Annotated in this window: 10 protein-coding genes and 1 pseudogene; 7 read left to right on the top strand and 4 right to left on the bottom strand. The window is 66.4% G+C overall.

The window, feature by feature from the left end; genetic code table 11:
- Window positions 1-114: 114 nt before the first annotated feature.
- Together F1599_RS03485 and F1599_RS03490 are read right to left on the bottom strand one after the other, a co-directional pair.
- A pseudogene (locus tag F1599_RS03485) lies at window positions 115-489 on the bottom strand (flagellin N-terminal helical domain-containing protein); the annotation flags it as partial.
- A gap of 188 nt (window positions 490-677) precedes the next feature.
- Window positions 678-1,007 (bottom strand): RNA chaperone Hfq, encoded by a 330-nt coding sequence (locus tag F1599_RS03490; protein ID WP_150082192.1) that lies wholly within the window; start codon window positions 1,005-1,007, stop codon window positions 678-680.
- 969 nt (window positions 1,008-1,976) lie between these two features.
- Here F1599_RS03490 and F1599_RS03495 point away from each other — a divergent pair.
- The 3 genes from F1599_RS03495 (at window position 1,977) to F1599_RS03505 (ending at window position 5,901) form a co-directional block, all read left to right on the top strand.
- The gene (locus tag F1599_RS03495; protein WP_150082193.1) at window positions 1,977-3,794 is read left to right on the top strand and encodes a methyl-accepting chemotaxis protein; all 1,818 of its coding nucleotides are present in this window, start codon (window positions 1,977-1,979) and stop codon (window positions 3,792-3,794) included.
- Between the two features lie 133 nt (window positions 3,795-3,927).
- The gene (locus F1599_RS03500; protein ID WP_223819442.1) at window positions 3,928-4,185 is read left to right on the top strand and encodes a helix-turn-helix transcriptional regulator; all 258 of its coding nucleotides are present in this window, start codon (window positions 3,928-3,930) and stop codon (window positions 4,183-4,185) included.
- 231 nt (window positions 4,186-4,416) lie between these two features.
- Window positions 4,417-5,901, top strand: a complete 1,485-nt coding sequence (locus F1599_RS03505) for an MDR family MFS transporter (protein WP_150082194.1) — start codon at window positions 4,417-4,419, stop codon at window positions 5,899-5,901.
- Window positions 5,902-6,028: 127 nt separating this feature from the next.
- Here the strand turns inward: F1599_RS03505 and F1599_RS03510 are convergent, their stop codons facing one another.
- Window positions 6,029-7,489, bottom strand: a complete 1,461-nt coding sequence (locus F1599_RS03510; RefSeq protein WP_150082195.1) for an FAD-binding oxidoreductase — start codon at window positions 7,487-7,489, stop codon at window positions 6,029-6,031.
- Window positions 7,490-7,622: 133 nt separating this feature from the next.
- Window positions 7,623-9,218, bottom strand: coding sequence for a MocR-like pyridoxine biosynthesis transcription factor PdxR (gene pdxR, locus F1599_RS03515; RefSeq protein WP_190286291.1), 1,596 nt, complete (start codon window positions 9,216-9,218; stop codon window positions 7,623-7,625).
- Window positions 9,219-9,354: 136 nt separating this feature from the next.
- On the opposite strand from pdxR, the gene F1599_RS03520 reads away from it, so the two are divergent.
- The 4 genes from F1599_RS03520 (at window position 9,355) to F1599_RS03535 (ending at window position 14,313) form a co-directional block, all read left to right on the top strand.
- A complete protein-coding gene (locus F1599_RS03520) occupies window positions 9,355-10,674 on the top strand; it encodes an ArgE/DapE family deacylase (RefSeq protein WP_150082196.1) in 1,320 nt (439 codons plus the stop codon).
- Window positions 10,675-10,735: 61 nt separating this feature from the next.
- Window positions 10,736-12,340 carry an ABC transporter substrate-binding protein gene (locus F1599_RS03525; protein WP_150082197.1) on the top strand — a complete coding sequence of 535 codons (1,605 nt, stop codon included), beginning with the start codon at window positions 10,736-10,738 and terminating at the stop codon, window positions 12,338-12,340.
- A gap of 132 nt (window positions 12,341-12,472) precedes the next feature.
- Window positions 12,473-13,477, top strand: a complete 1,005-nt coding sequence (locus tag F1599_RS03530; RefSeq protein WP_149319518.1) for an ABC transporter permease — start codon at window positions 12,473-12,475, stop codon at window positions 13,475-13,477.
- Window positions 13,474-14,313 carry an ABC transporter permease gene (locus F1599_RS03535; protein ID WP_053823479.1) on the top strand — a complete coding sequence of 280 codons (840 nt, stop codon included), beginning with the start codon at window positions 13,474-13,476 and terminating at the stop codon, window positions 14,311-14,313. Before F1599_RS03530 ends, F1599_RS03535 begins: the two co-directional genes overlap by 4 nt.
- Window positions 14,314-14,327 lie beyond the last annotated feature (14 nt).

Below are 14,327 nucleotides of genomic sequence, written 5' to 3' on the forward strand. Positions count from 1 at the left end.
CGCGCGACTCCTGCACCAGGCGCACGGCGCGCTCGCGCACTTCCGGGGAAAACTTGTTTGCGTTGTTCTTGCTCATGGCTCGCATTCTCTCAAGAGTGAGAGCCTCCGCAAAACCCGGGGCGATTCAGCCAGTCGCTGATTGATTTCGTCTTGAATCGACTTTAGGTCCGACGGGGAGTTCGAGCCGGTCGACGCTTGAACAGCCAACTCACGGATACGCTGCAGATTGTTGTTAACTTCCGTCAGCGCGCCTTCGGTCGTCTGCGCCAGCGAGATGCCGTCGTTGGCGTTGCGCTGAGCCTGAGTCAGGCCGCGGATGTTGGCGGTGAAACGGTTGGCAATCGCTTGACCAGCCGCGTCGTCCTTGGCGCTGTTGATACGCAGGCCCGAGGACAGGCGCTGGATCGCGGTGTTCAGCGCCGATTGCGACGTGTTCAGGTTGTTCTGAGTCATCAGAGACAACGTGTTCGTGTTGATGATTTGCGGCATGTACGACTCCTATTTGCAATGTTTTTCGCATTCCGGCGGTTGCCGTAACGTTGGCTGCCTGCACTGCAAAGCGTGAAGTGCCTCCGTTGCCAAGGTTATCGACCGGGCGGCCGAAAGGTTTAGAGTGATCTTTCGGCGGTGGTGCGGAAAGCTGTCATTGCAAGGCTGCGGGCGGCTCCGGGCGGGGCTCAGGCGCGCCGGCGGGAGCGCGTGCGGGGCGTAAACAAGCGGACGAACTCGGGCGGCACCTCGTCCTGGGGCAGCTGGATCGGCTCCCCGTCCACGTTGTCCGGCGTGATCGCCGCGATCGCGTGCTTGTAGACGATCTGGGGCGCCGGGTCACCCGGGCCGGTGGCAAGCAGCACCATATAGGCGTCGGCGCCGACCACGACCCCGTGCAGGCGCACGCCGCTGGTCAGGTGCAGCACCACCGGATGCCGGCTGGCGCGGTGAAAAGCCAGTTGTCGGTCCTGCAGTTGCCGGCCCGGGCGAATACTTCTGATTTCCTGAAACTTCACGACTTCTCCGGTCGAGCCCGATAGGGTTCTGTCGGCAGACAACGGTACGGGGATCAGGCACGAGCCGGGGCGGATGCGGCGTGACGGTATCCGTATTGGCGAGAGCCTGATCATGGCGAGGGATGAAACATTCGCTCTCGGTACCGGCGCGGGGGAAGCCATCGCGTGTCCTTGCGGCCGTGGCGCTTGTTGTTCGCGGATGTTCTGCCTCGACGGTCGGACTGGCGGTGCTGCCAGAAGAGAAGGGGAATACTTCGGCCCGGAGAGTAACAAATTTTTACAACTCGGGGAGCGAAGGGGCCTGTTCTAAGGTCTAGAGGTAAACCTCTAATTAAGTACTTGAATACATCTGCCGATATACGGAGCGGTTCTCCGCGTAAAGTGCCTTTTGAAGCGTCTCCGAAGCGTCGTGCCGCGCTCCAGGCCGCCTTCCATCCGAGTAGGTACTCACCTCGCCACTTTTTGGCATGCGCGGCTGACGTTGCTTCCTTGTTTTATTTGTAAAACAAAGTAAGCGTCACTATCGGCATTTACCCTGATGGAAACTGTATTTACACCTCATCTAAGCACCGCTATAGTCGGCCACGAGCCAATCGGCTCTAGCAGTCCTGGAAAGCCTACGAGCACCCCGCGCGTGGGCTTCTTTTTTTGCCCGCGTCCTGTGCAATGCCGGACGTCTTCGCCGCCTCAGGCGGAATACCGGATGCTCGACGTCAATTGGACACCTGTCCCGTCTCGAGCGATCTGTGGAGCTGACGGGGTTTTTGCCCCTTGTTTTTCATTTGGGCATGGCATCCGTGCCCACCGCTCGTTTTCCTGACATCTCCGCCTGACGCCCGAGGCCGGGCTCTATCCGGCTTGATCCCGCCGTATCGGTTTGCCCATCAAGAAAGCGCCCCCTTCTGCCGTTAGCGATGCACCGTCGCGCATGCGCGCGAGGCGTCGACTACGAGAGAAAAAGGGGGCGGTATGGGAGGATGGAAGCATTTCGGCATTGGCGCGCGGCTGGCGGGGGCCTTTGCCGCGATGGTGGCGCTGCTGGCCGTGGTGGCCGGTTTCGGACTGATCGCGCTTGGCGACATGAACGCGTCGATGCGGACGACCGTCGAGCAGCGTCTGCTGAAGGTGATGGAACTGGACGGCGTCAAGGAGGGCGCACAGGCCATCGGCATCATGGTGCGCGACGCGGTGCTGACCGAGGATCCGGCCGTGGTCCAGCAGAACGTCGGCCGCGTCAACGAGCGCCGCAAGCAGATGAGCGCCACGCTCGACGAGCTCTCCAAGCTGATCGCCGCCACCGATAACGCCGGCCTGAAGCAAACCTTCAATGAACTGGGCAAGCATCGCGCCGCCTATAACGCCCAGCTGGACCAATTGCTGACGCAGTTGCAGGCTGGCGAGTTCGTCGCCGCGCGCGCCGGTTTGATCGTCACGCTGCCCGCGGCGCAGGCGGCGTACTTTGAACGCCTGGACACGCTGATCGCCTCGGGTCGCAAGATGGCCATCGAGGCGGTGGAGCAGGCCCAGGCCGACTATCTGTTCACGCGCAATCTGCTGCTCGCGCTCGGCGCGGTGTCCGCGCTGCTGGCCGTCGGCCTGGCCGTGGCGATCACGCGCTCGATCGCCGGACCGGCGCGGCAGGCGCTGGCTGCCGCCGAGGCGCTTGCGCAGGGCGACCTGGCCTTCGCCATCCGCGCCAAGGGCAACGACGAGATGGGCCGGATGCTGAAGGCAATGCAGCGCGCCCTCGCTGAGCTGTCCGTGCTGGTGCGCGGCATCCAGGGCGCCTCGGGCGCGATCGACGGCGCCACGCGGGAGATCGCCAAGGGCAACACCGACCTGTCGCAACGTACCGAGGAGCAGGCGGCCTCGCTGGAGCAGACCGCGGCCTCGATGGAGCAGCTGACCTCGACCGTGCGCCAGAACGCCGACAACGCCCGCCAGGCCAACCAGCTCGCCGTGAACGCCTCGGCCGTGGCCGCGGAGGGCGGACGTACCGTGCGCAGCGTGGTCGAGACGATGCAGGGCATCTCGCAGTCGTCGGCCAAGGTGGCCGAGATCATCGGCGTGATCGAGGGCATTGCCTTCCAGACCAATATCCTGGCGCTGAACGCCGCGGTCGAAGCCGCGCGCGCTGGCGAACAGGGGCGCGGCTTCAGCGTGGTCGCGGCCGAAGTGCGCAGCCTCGCGCAGCGCAGCGCCGCGGCGGCCAAGGAGATCGGCGAGCTGATCAACCGATCGGTGGAGCAGGTCGAAGTCGGTGCCCGCCAGGTCGAGCAGGCTGGCGGCACCATGGACGGCATCGTGGAAGCCGTTCGCCGCGTGACCGACATCATGGGCGAGATCTCGGCCGCCAGCGCCGAGCAGTCGACCGGCATCGAGCAGGTCAACCGCGCGATCGCGCAGATGGAAAGCGTGACGCAGCAGAACGCCGCGCTGGTCGAACAGGCGGCGGCCGCCGCCGAGAGCCTGCAACAGCAGGCCGCCGGGCTGGTGCAGGACGCGGCCAAGTTCCGCGTCGAGGCGTCGCCGGCTGCATTGCCGCGTGCCGCGGAACCGGTCCGCGAACCGGTGCTCGCCATGGCGGCGCCGTTGGGGAAGTCGTCGGCGCAAGGGGTCATGTCGACCGCGGCGCGGAGCGAGCCCGCTGCCGACAGGCGCCACCGCGAATCCAGAGCCGGCAGTGCCGCCGCAACGCCTGGGAAGGCCCGACCCGCGGCGCTACGGCCGTCCGCCTTGGCGACGGAAGCTTCCGGTGCTGGGGCCGACGACTGGCAGAGTTTCTGAACATATCTCGCCAGGCGAAAGCAGGCTGATGGCATAGCTCATAGCTCCCAGGACCACTGCGATCCTCCGTTTGTCGCGCACAATCGACAAGCAAAGGAGGCCAGAAATGAATCGCGCTTGAATAGGCAATGCCATGCGCCAGCAACGAATGGCGCTTGGCTTGACGCAGCAGATGCTGGCCAGGATGGCCGACATCTCTCGACAGACCGTGAGCGGCATCGAGCATGGCCGTATCAACTTCACGCTCGATATGCTTGGTCGGTTGGGCGATATCCTGGGGCTAACGCTACAGGTTGCGGAGATTCATCCGAGGGCCATCGGGCCCTTGCGGAGTTCAGAGGGTAGCGAAAGCGTGCAGAAACGCACACTTTCAAGCAAGCGCCTACAATAACCTCCTGTCCTTCATTAGAAAAGCCGGTCCGACCAGTGGGGTCGTGCACCGGCTATGTTGTTTCTCCTTGCCCGCCCGATGATCGCTCCCGCTCGTTCTGGTCTGCGCCTTGTCGGCGCGGCTGCCTCCATTGCGGCCTCCGCAGATTCTCCGACGTCGCCTGCGGCGTCATCCCTCCCGCCAAGGCCTCTTCACCCCGGCGAGCCGACCGGGTCTCCACCGGTCCCGGTGATGCAGGTCATCTTCGGCCTGATGCTGGCGATCCTGCTCGGGGCGCTGGAGCAGTCGATCGTCGCCGTGGTGCTGCCCGAGATTGCCCTGCGCCTGAACGGGTTCGACGTGATGGCCTGGGTCGTGTCGGCCTACCTGATTGCGTCGACGGTCGCCACGCCGATCTACGGCAAGCTGTCCGACGTGCTCGGCCGGCGCTCGGTGCTGTCGTTCGCGATCGTGCTGTTCCTGGTGGCCTCGATCGCCTGTGCGCTCGCGCAGACCATGCCGCAGCTGATCGTCGCGCGCATTCTGCAGGGGCTTGGCGGCGGCGGGCTGATCTCGGTATCGCAGGCCGCCATTGCCGACGTGGTGCCGCTGCGCGAGCGCGGCCGCTATCAGGGCTATGTCAGCGGCGTGTGGGCGGTCGCCAGCATGGCGGGCCCGGTGATCGGCGGCTACCTCGCCCACTATCTGTCGTGGCGCTGGATCTTCTGGATCAACCTGCCGCTGGCCCTGCTGGCGCTGGTCACGGTGCGCCGCGCGCTGCGCCATCTGCCGGCCGGCGGCGGCCGCAAGCATCGGATCGACTATCTCGGCGCGCTGCTGTTCGGCGGTGGACTGACCGGCGTGCTGGTGTTCCTGACGCGCCTGGGCCAGGGGCACGACGTCTGGCGCGCCGATTCGCTGAGCCTGCTGGGCGGCGGCCTGGCGGCGCTGCTGCTGTTCGTCTGGCAGGAGCGCCGCGCGGCCGATCCGGTGATTCCCTTGGCGATGCTGCGCGTGCCGACGGTGGCGATCTGCTGCATCACGCTGTTCCTGTGCTTCTTCCAGTTGATCGCGATGTCGGTGCTGCTGCCGCTGCGCTTCCAGGTGGTCGGCGGCGCGCAAGCCGACAGCGCGGCGCTGCGGCTGGTGCCGCTGACGCTGGCGATTCCGTTCGGCGCCTTCATCGCCGGTCGGCTGATGACCTGGAGCGGCCGCTACAAGCCCTTGCAGCTGATCGGGTCGGCCGCGGCACCGCTGGTGATCGCGGCGCTGGCCTTCGTCGATCCGGGTGCGGTGGTGCTGACCGCGATCGTGATGGTGGCGCTGGGCCTGGCGATCGGCCTGCAACTACCGAGCGCGCTGGTGGCGACGCAGAACGCGGTGCCGCCGCAGCAGGTCGGCGTCGCCACCGCGCTGACGGCGTTCTCGCGGATGCTCGGTGGCGCGGTCGGCGTCGCGGTGCTGACCACCGTGCTGATCGCGCTGCTGCGCCACAGCGGCATGGCGGTCAGCCCGCTGCCCGGCGGCGAGGACGTGCTGATGCATCTGTTCCGCGAGGTGCTGTCGCTGGGCGATGGCGCCGAGGCCGCCGTCGTGCGGCAGACCGCCGAGCGCGCCTTCCGCGCGCTGTTCCTCGCCAGCGCCGCGGTATCGCTGCTCGCGCCGCTGCTGGTCGTGCGGCTGCGCGAGGCGACGCTGCGCGGCAGTCCGGTCAAGGCGGCGGCGAGCGTCGAATAGCGGCCGAATCATCGGGGCGCGCCGCGTCATTCGAGGCGGCACACCCCGATGGCCCATCTCGCTCAATCCCGCTCACTCGCGCTCAATTGCACTCAATCCGCGTCCCATCCCACCCGATCCCGCTGGGTCAGTCCAGATCGACGACCTCCAGATCGACGACCCGGCCCGGGCAGAGGATATGGTTCGGATCGAGCGTCCGCTTCAGCAGGCGCATCACGGCCAGTTCCTCGGGCGTGCGCGAGCATCCCAGGAACGGCTTCTTGTGCGTGCCGATCCCGTGCTCGGCGGAAATGCTGCCGCCGAAGTCCTGCACCACGCGATAGACCACCTCGCTGATCTCGTGCTCCGGAAAGTCCGGCAGCGCGACCCCGGGCAGATAGACGCTGACATGCAGATTGCTGTCACCGACGTGCCCGAAGTTCACCAGCTCGGCGGTCGACCACCGGTCCAGCACGGCGGCGCGCAGGGCTTGCGCAAACTCGCCGATCCGGCCGATCGGCAGGCTCACGTCGAAGGCGGCGTTGGGCGCCCACATCACCGGGAACTCCGCCACCGCGTCGCGCAACTGCCAGAAGCTCTGCGCCTCCTTGTCGCTGGTCGCGACCGCCGCGTCCTGGATCAGGCCCGCATCCATCGCCGTCTCCAGCATCGACTCGAAGGCGGGCGCGTCCTGGCCGGCGTCGTCGCCCTGCAGGTCGAGCAGCACGTAGAAGGGATGGCCCGCGGGCAGCGGCGCACGGACGCCCGACACGCGCGTGGTCACCAGCTCGTAGAAGTCGGCCCACATCACCTCGAACGCGGACAGCCTGCCGGCCAGCTTGCGCTGCGCATGGCGCAGCAGCTGCACCACGTCCTCGTAGCGGGACAGCGCGCACAGCGCGGTCTGCGTGCTGGCCGGCAGCGGCGCCAGCTTCAGCACCGCACGCGTGATCACGCCGAGCGTGCCTTCGCTGCCGATGAACAGCTGGCGCAGGTCGTAACCCGCATTGTTCTTCAGCATCTTGTTCAGCGACGTCAGCACGGTGCCGTCGGCCAGCACCGCTTCGAGTCCCAGCACCTGGTCGCGCATCATGCCGTAGCGGATCACGCGATTGCCGCCGGCATTGGTGGCGATGTTGCCGCCGATCTGGCAGCTGCCGCGCGCGCCAAGGTCCACCGGCAACAGCCATTCCGCGGCGCGCGCGGCCTCCTGCGCGGCCTGCAGCGTGGTGCCGGCCATCACGGTCATCGTGCCGGCCTGATCGTCGATCTCCTCGACGCCGCGCATCCGTTCCAGCGACAGCACCAGTTCGCCGCCGGCGGGCGTCGCGGCGCCGGCCAGTCCGGTCAATCCGCCCTGCGGCACCACCGCTTGCCGATGGCGATGGCAGATCGCCAATACCGCGGAGACCTCGGCGGTATTGCGCGGCCGCGCCACCGCGATCGGCGGCACCGGATCGAGCGGGGCGTACCAGTCCTTGCGAAAGCGCGTTTCGATGGCGTCGCCGGTCTGCAGGCCGGCGGGGTCGAGCACGGCGGCCAGTTCGGACAGCAGGGCGTCACGGCTGCTTGCCGCGGCGGGTTGGGTTTGAGTGATCGAAGTGGTCATGAACGGTCTGGTAGCGGGGTCGGATGGACAGGGGAAAAGGGAGCGGGATTCGGCTTCGCGCTTGGCTCTGCGCTCGGTTCGGCGCTCCGCTCGGCGCTCGGCTCGGCGCTCGGCTCCGCACTCGGCTCCGCGCTCACGCCCCGCTCCACGCCTCGCGGTTGATCTTGACCGGCGATTCGCGTCGCGGCGCCTGCGTGCGGGCCAGATGCTCCATCGCCGGTTCGATGACCTCGGCGAGCTTGCGGAACGACGGCCCGATCTCTTCCTCGGGCACGCAGGCATAGCCCATCAGCAGGCCCTGCCGCGCCTGCGTCTCGTCGCTGTAGTAGCGCGACAGCGGCCGCGCGCTCAGGCCCTGCGTGCGTGCCGCCATGCTGATGCCCAGATCGTCTGCGCCCGGCGGGAGATGCATCACCAGATGCAGTCCGGCCTCGTGCGTGGAGGTGGGCCAGTCCGCGCCGAAGCGCTCGGCGATCGCCTCGCGCAGCAGGCTTTGCCGCTGCGCATAACGCAAGCGCACGCGCCGGATGTGGGTGGCGTAGTGCCCCTCCTCGATGAAGTCCGCCAGCACCGCCTGCTGGATCAGCTGCCCCTCGCGGAACAGCTCCGACAGCCCGATGGCGAAATGCGGAGCCAGCGGCTTGGGCAACACCATGAAGCCCATGCGGATGCCGGGAAACAGCGTCTTCGAAAACGTACCCATGTAGATCACGCGATCGTGCTCGTCGAGCCCCTGCAGCGACGCGAGCGGGCGGCCCTCGAAGCGGAATTCGCTGTCGTAGTCGTCCTCGACGATCCAGACCCCGCGCTGGCGCGCGTACTCGAGCAGCATGCGCCGGCGCGACAGGCTCATTACGGTGCCGAGCGGGTACTGATGCGACGGCGTGGCAAAGATGAAGCGCGGCGGATTCTGCAGCGTCGCCGCGTCCGGCGCGATGCCCTCGCCATCGACCGGCACGGGAATCGGCTCCACGCCCGAGTTCGACAGCAGGCTGCGCGTGCCCCAGTAGCCGGGGTCTTCCATCCAGGCCTTGTCGCCGGGGTCGGCGAGCAGACGCGCGATCAGGTCGATCGCCTGATGGATGCCCGTCGTCATGATGATCTGTTCGGGATCGCACCGTACGCCGCGCGCCAGGCGCAGATGCTCCGCGAGGACGCGGCGCAGCGGCAGATAGCCGCCGTTGTGCGCATAAGTCAGCAGCTCGGGACGCGGCTCGCGCCAATGCTTGTTCAGCAGGCGGTTCCACACCGCGCGCGGAAACAGCGAGACGTCGGGCACGCCGGCCATGAACGCACCCCATTGGCGATCGGACGCACCGGCATGCGACACCAGATGCTGGCCGCGCCGCGACAGCGCAAAGCGGTTCGGGTTTTGCTGCGCTGCAGGCACGGTGATGGTGCCATTCGCGGCGCCAACCTTGTGCAATGCACTATGGTCGGGAAAGGTGTGCGACACAAAGGTGCCACTTCCGGTCGATGCCGTGACGTAGCCCTCGGCCAACAGCTGCTCGTAGGCATACAGCACGGTGTTGCGCGAGACCCCGACCTCCTTGGCCAGCATCCGCGAAGCGGGCAGCTTGCACCCCGCGGGGATCGTACCGGCAAGGATTTCCTGGCGAATGATCTGATAGACCTGCCGGTTCATATGCGTACCGGCCTTGTCGGCGCTGCCGTCGGCCGGCCGTTCCAGCCGTTGCAGCAGCAGCTCGGACAGAATGGATTCTTTCAAAAATGGCTCCAGCAAAAACGGCAAATATGGACCTATCTATGGTGCCAACTGTGCGCTAATTTCCCACCCATCGCGTGCCGGTGCAAGCAGTTTTCACATCGGCGAGCCTCGCAGCCCGGCGTTCCAAGGAGCCCCCATGCAAGATTCGGCAAGCCAACTCAGTACCTCTGACATCGCCGGCGCCGTGCGCTCGCTGTTGCCCTATATGGTCCAGACGCTGTCGGGCTTTGTCGCCGCCGCCAGCCCGTCGGGGCAGGAGCAACCCGCGGCGGAATTCATCGAGGCGGCCTTGCGCGATCTGGGACTCGAATCGGAGCGCATCCATCTGCGCGCCGATGCCATCCGGCATCTGCCGTTGTTCTCGCCGCCGTGCTGCCCCGATGGCGGCCGCTACAACCTGCTGGCCACCCATCGGCCCGTCGCGAAGGGTGGACGGTCGGTGCTGTTCAACGGCCATCTCGACGTGGTGCCCACCGGCCCCGAATCGATGTGGCGCAATCCGCCGTACACGCCGGTGGTCGAGGACGGCTGGCTCTATGGCCGCGGCTCCGGCGACATGAAGGCCGGCATCGTTTGCGCGCTGGCCGCGTTCAAGGCGCTGCGCGCGCTCGGCGTGCAGCCGGCCGGCGCGGTCGGCTTCAACGCGGTGCTCGAGGAAGAGAACACCGGCAATGGGGCGCTGGCGACCGTGGCGGCACTGCGCAGCGCGGTCGGCGCCGGCAAGCTGGCCGCCTTCGATACCGTGATCATTCCCGAGCCGCTGGGCGAGGGCTTGATGAGCGCGCAGGTCGGCGTCTACTGGATGTTCATCGAGCTGACCGGAAAGCCGGCCCACGCGGCCTACATGACGTCCGGCGTCAATCCTGTCGAGGCGGGCGTGGCCGTGATGGAAGACCTGCGCGAGCTCGAGGCCGAATGGAACCGGCCCGAGAACCGCCCGCCGGTATATCGCGACCACGCGCACCCGATCAACTTCAATCTCGGGCAGATCCACGGCGGCGAATGGAATTCGTCGGTGCCGTGCACCTGCACGCTCGGCGTGCGCATCGGCTTTTATCCGCATATGGACATCGACGAGACCAAGGCCATCGTCGAGGCGCGCATCCGCGCCACCGTCGCGCGGCTCGCCAGCAATCTCGAACTCGTTATCCGCTACGAGGGCTTCCATGCGCCGGGCTGCGAGTTCGATCTCGACGTGCCGAGCATGCTGGCGCTGGCCGAGGCCCATCGCAAGGTCCACGGCGAGCCGGTCAAGCGCGAGGCGACCACCGCCACCACCGATGCGCGCCATTTCCGCCTGATGCTCGATACCCCGGTGACGTGCTACGGGCCGGTCGCCCGCAACATCCACGGCATCGACGAATCCGTGTCGCTCGACAGCATGGTGCGGGTGACCACCACGTTGGCGCAGTTCCTGCACGACTGGTGCGGTGTGGAGCCGATTGCCACGGCATGACGATCCAAGTGCAAGCAGTGCCCTCAGTACCCGCTGTTCACTACGACAAGGAAACGAGCCGATGAAACGAGTTACGACGCGCTTTCAACAGCGCCTGGCTTCGCTGGCGATCGCGGCGGCAGGCCTGTCCCTGTTGCCGCTGGCGCTGCCCGCCGGCGACGCCGCCGCACAGACCACCGGCGGCACGCTGTCCGGCATCGTGCAGCCCGAGCCGCCGATCCTGGTCAGCGCGCTCAATTCGCAGGCGCCGACGCAATACATCGCCGGCAAGATCTATCAGGGCCTGCTGACCTATACGCCGGACCTGAAGCCGCAGCCGGAGCTGGCCAAGTCGTGGAAGATCTCGCCCGACGGCCTGACCTACACCTTCGAGCTGCAGAGCGGCGTCAAGTGGCACGACGGCAAGCCGTTCACCTCGGCCGACGTGGTGTTCTCGATCGACAAGCTGCTGCGCGAGGTCCATGTGCGCACGCGGGCCGTACTAAACAAATACATGGCGTCGATCCGCGCGGTCAACGACACCACCGTCGAGATCAAGCTGAAGGAGCCGTTCCCGCCGTTCATCTCGATGTTCGAGACCGGCACCATGCCGATGATGCCGAAGCATCTGTACGAGGGAACCGACTACCGCAACAACCCGGCCAACCAGAAGCCGGTCGGCACCGGCCCCTTCATGTTCAAGGAGTGGAAGAAGGGTGCCTATATCAAGCTGGCGAAGAACCCGAACTACTGGAAGAAGGGCAAGCCGTACCTGGACGAGCTGGTCTTCTACGTGATCCCCGATTCGGCCTCGCGCGCGGTGGCGTTCGAAAAGGGCGACGTGCAGGTGCTGCGCGGCGGCGATGTCGACAACGTCGACGTCAAGCGCCTGCGCGCGCTGCCCAACGTGGAATACACCACCAAGGGCTGGGAGCTGTTCTCGCCGATGGCTAGCATGCTGATGAACCAGCGCAAGCCGCCGTTCGACAACGTCAAGGTGCGCCAGGCGGTCATGCATGCGCTGAACCGCAAGATGATCGTCAACAACATCTTCTTCGGCATGGGCAAGCCGGCGGTCAGCCCGTTCGCGTCCACCACGCTGTTCTTCGACAAGAACATGCCGGCGATGGACTTCAACCTGAAGAAGGCGCGCGACCTGATCAAGGAATCGGGCGTCAATGTCGGCCAGTACCCGATCAAGATCCTCGCCACCTCGTATGGCGCCAACTGGGACCGGCTGGACGAGTACGTCAAGCAGATGCTCGAGCAGCTGGGCTTCAAGGTCAGCATCGAATCGGCCGACGCCGGCACCTGGGCCGCGCGGGTCAGCAACTGGGACTTCGACCTGACCACCACCTACACCTACCAGTACGGCGATCCGGCGCTGGGCGTGGAGCGGCTGTACGTCGCGCGCAATATCGTCAAGGGCACGCCGTTCGCCAACGTGCAGGGCTACAACAATCCGAAGGCGGACGAACTGTGGGCGAAGGCGGGCGCCACCATGGACCCGGCCGAGCGCCAGAAGCTCTATAGCGAGGTGCAGCGCATCCTCGTCAACGACGTCGCCAACGCCAACCTGTTCGAGCTGGAGTTCCCCACGCTCTATCGCAAGAACGTCAAGAACCTGGTGACCACGGCGATCGGCCTGAACGAGTCGTTCGACAACGTCTCGATCGAGAAGAACTGAGGGCTGTAGCGCCATCCGAAACGCCCCCGGTGTTCTCCCCTCTCCCGCCAGCGGGAGAGGGGCAGGGGTCAGGGGTGACCGCCCCAACGAAGTGCTGTCCGCCACCCGCCGATCGCCCGCGTGGAGTCCGCCGTGAATTTCCTTTCCTTCCTGATCTCGCGTCTTGGCAAGGCCATCGTGGTCGTGCTCGGCGTCGTCATCATCAATTTCTTCCTGATCCGCCTGGCGCCGGGCGATCCGGCCACCGTGATGGCGGGCGAGGCCGGCGCCGGCGATGCCGCCTTCGTCGGCCAGCTGCGCGAGCAGTTCGGCCTGGACAAGCCGCTGCTGGCGCAGCTCGGCATCTATCTGAAGGGCGTGGCCCAGCTGGACCTGGGCTATTCGTACCGCAACCATCTGCCGGTGCTGGACCTGATCCTCGACCGCCTGCCGGCCACCTTCCTGCTGATGAGCGGCGCCTTCGTCTTCTCGATCGTGCTGGGCGTGCTGCTCGGCGTGATCGCCGCGCGTACCCGCTATGAGAACCGCCGCCGCTGGATCGACAGCGCGGTGATGTCAGGCGCGCTGCTGCTGTATGCGACGCCGCTGTTCTGGCTGTCGCTGATGGCGATCATCCTGTTCTCGGTGGTGCTCGGCTGGCTGCCGGCATTCGGCATGGAGACCATCGGCGCCGGCTACACCGGCATGGCGCGCGTCAAGGACGTGGCGCTGCACATGATCCTGCCGACGATCTCGCTCGGCTGCTTCTTCATGGCGGTCTATGTGCGGCTGACCCGCGCCTCGATGCTGGAGGTGATGGGCATGGACTACGTGAAGACCGCGCGCGCCAAGGGCGTGCCGGCCAACCGCGTGATCCGCGTGCACGTGCTGCGCAACGCGCTGCTGCCGGTGATCACCTTCGCCGGCATCCAGCTCGGCCAGATGGCCGGCGGCGCGGTGCTGACCGAGACGGTGTTCTCGTGGCCGGGCATTGGCCGCCTGATGTTCGATGCGCTGCTGCAGCGCGACTACCAGCTGCTGCTGGGCATCTTCTTCGTGACGTCGGCCCTCGTCGTCTTCTTCAACCTGCTGACCGACGTGCTCTATCGCTTCATCGATCCGCGCATCTCGGTCGGCGGCAAGGGAGCCACCGCATGAAAGCCTTCCTGCAACGCTATTGCCGCAACTACGGCGCGGTCATCGGCGCGCTGGTGCTGCTCGCCGTGATCGCCTTCGCGCTGTTCGCCCCGGTGCTGTACGAGGAATCGCCGTGGCTGATGGTGGCCGATCCGCTGGTGCAGCCGTTCGCCGATCCGGCCTATCCGTTCGGCACCGACATGCTGGGCCGCGACATCACCGCCGGCATGCTGTACGGCGCGCGGGTGTCGCTGCTGGTCGGCGTGATCTCCACCGCGGTCGCGCTGCTGTTCGGCATCCTGATCGGCGCGGTGGCCGGCTACTGCGGCGGCCGCATCGACGACGCGCTGATGCGCTTTACCGAGTTCTTCCAGACGATTCCGCAGCTGGCGATGGCGGTGGTCATCGTCGCGATCTTCAATCCGTCGATCTATTCGATCGTCGGCGCCATCTCGGTGGTGTCGTGGCCGCCGGTGGCGCGCCTGGTGCGCAGCGAATTCCTGTCGCTGAAGCAGCGCGAGTTCGTGCAGGCCGCGGTGGTGATCGGCCAGAAGCCGCTGCGCATCATCGCCACGCAGATCCTGCCCAATGCGATGTCGCCGATCATCGTGTCGGCCTCGTTCATGGTGGCCACCGCGATCCTGACGGAGTCCGCGCTGTCCTTCCTGGGCCTGGGCGACCGCAACATGATGAGCTGGGGTTTCATGATCGGTGCGGCCCGCACGATGATCCGCGAGGCCTGGTGGATGAGCGTGTGGCCCGGCGTGGCGATCCTGCTGACGGTGCTGTCCATCAACCTGATCGGAGAAGGCTTGAACGACGCCATGAATCCGCAGCTGCGCCGCCGCGGCGAATGAGGGAGCCAGCCATG

It is taken from the genome of Cupriavidus cauae, from assembly GCF_008632125.1.
GTDB lineage: Bacteria > Pseudomonadota > Gammaproteobacteria > Burkholderiales > Burkholderiaceae > Cupriavidus > Cupriavidus cauae.

Coding starts and splice junctions, on each gene's coding strand:
- F1599_RS03495 (WP_150082193.1), top strand. CDS start 1,977: ATGGGAGGATGGAAGCATTTCGGCATTGGCGCGCGGCTGGCGGGGGCC.
- F1599_RS03500 (WP_223819442.1), top strand. CDS start 3,928: ATGCGCCAGCAACGAATGGCGCTTGGCTTGACGCAGCAGATGCTGGCC.
- F1599_RS03505 (WP_150082194.1), top strand. CDS start 4,417: ATGCAGGTCATCTTCGGCCTGATGCTGGCGATCCTGCTCGGGGCGCTG.
- F1599_RS03510 (WP_150082195.1), bottom strand. CDS start 7,489: ATGACCACTTCGATCACTCAAACCCAACCCGCCGCGGCAAGCAGCCGT.
- F1599_RS03520 (WP_150082196.1), top strand. CDS start 9,355: ATGCAAGATTCGGCAAGCCAACTCAGTACCTCTGACATCGCCGGCGCC.
- F1599_RS03525 (WP_150082197.1), top strand. CDS start 10,736: ATGAAACGAGTTACGACGCGCTTTCAACAGCGCCTGGCTTCGCTGGCG.
- F1599_RS03535 (WP_053823479.1), top strand. CDS start 13,474: ATGAAAGCCTTCCTGCAACGCTATTGCCGCAACTACGGCGCGGTCATC.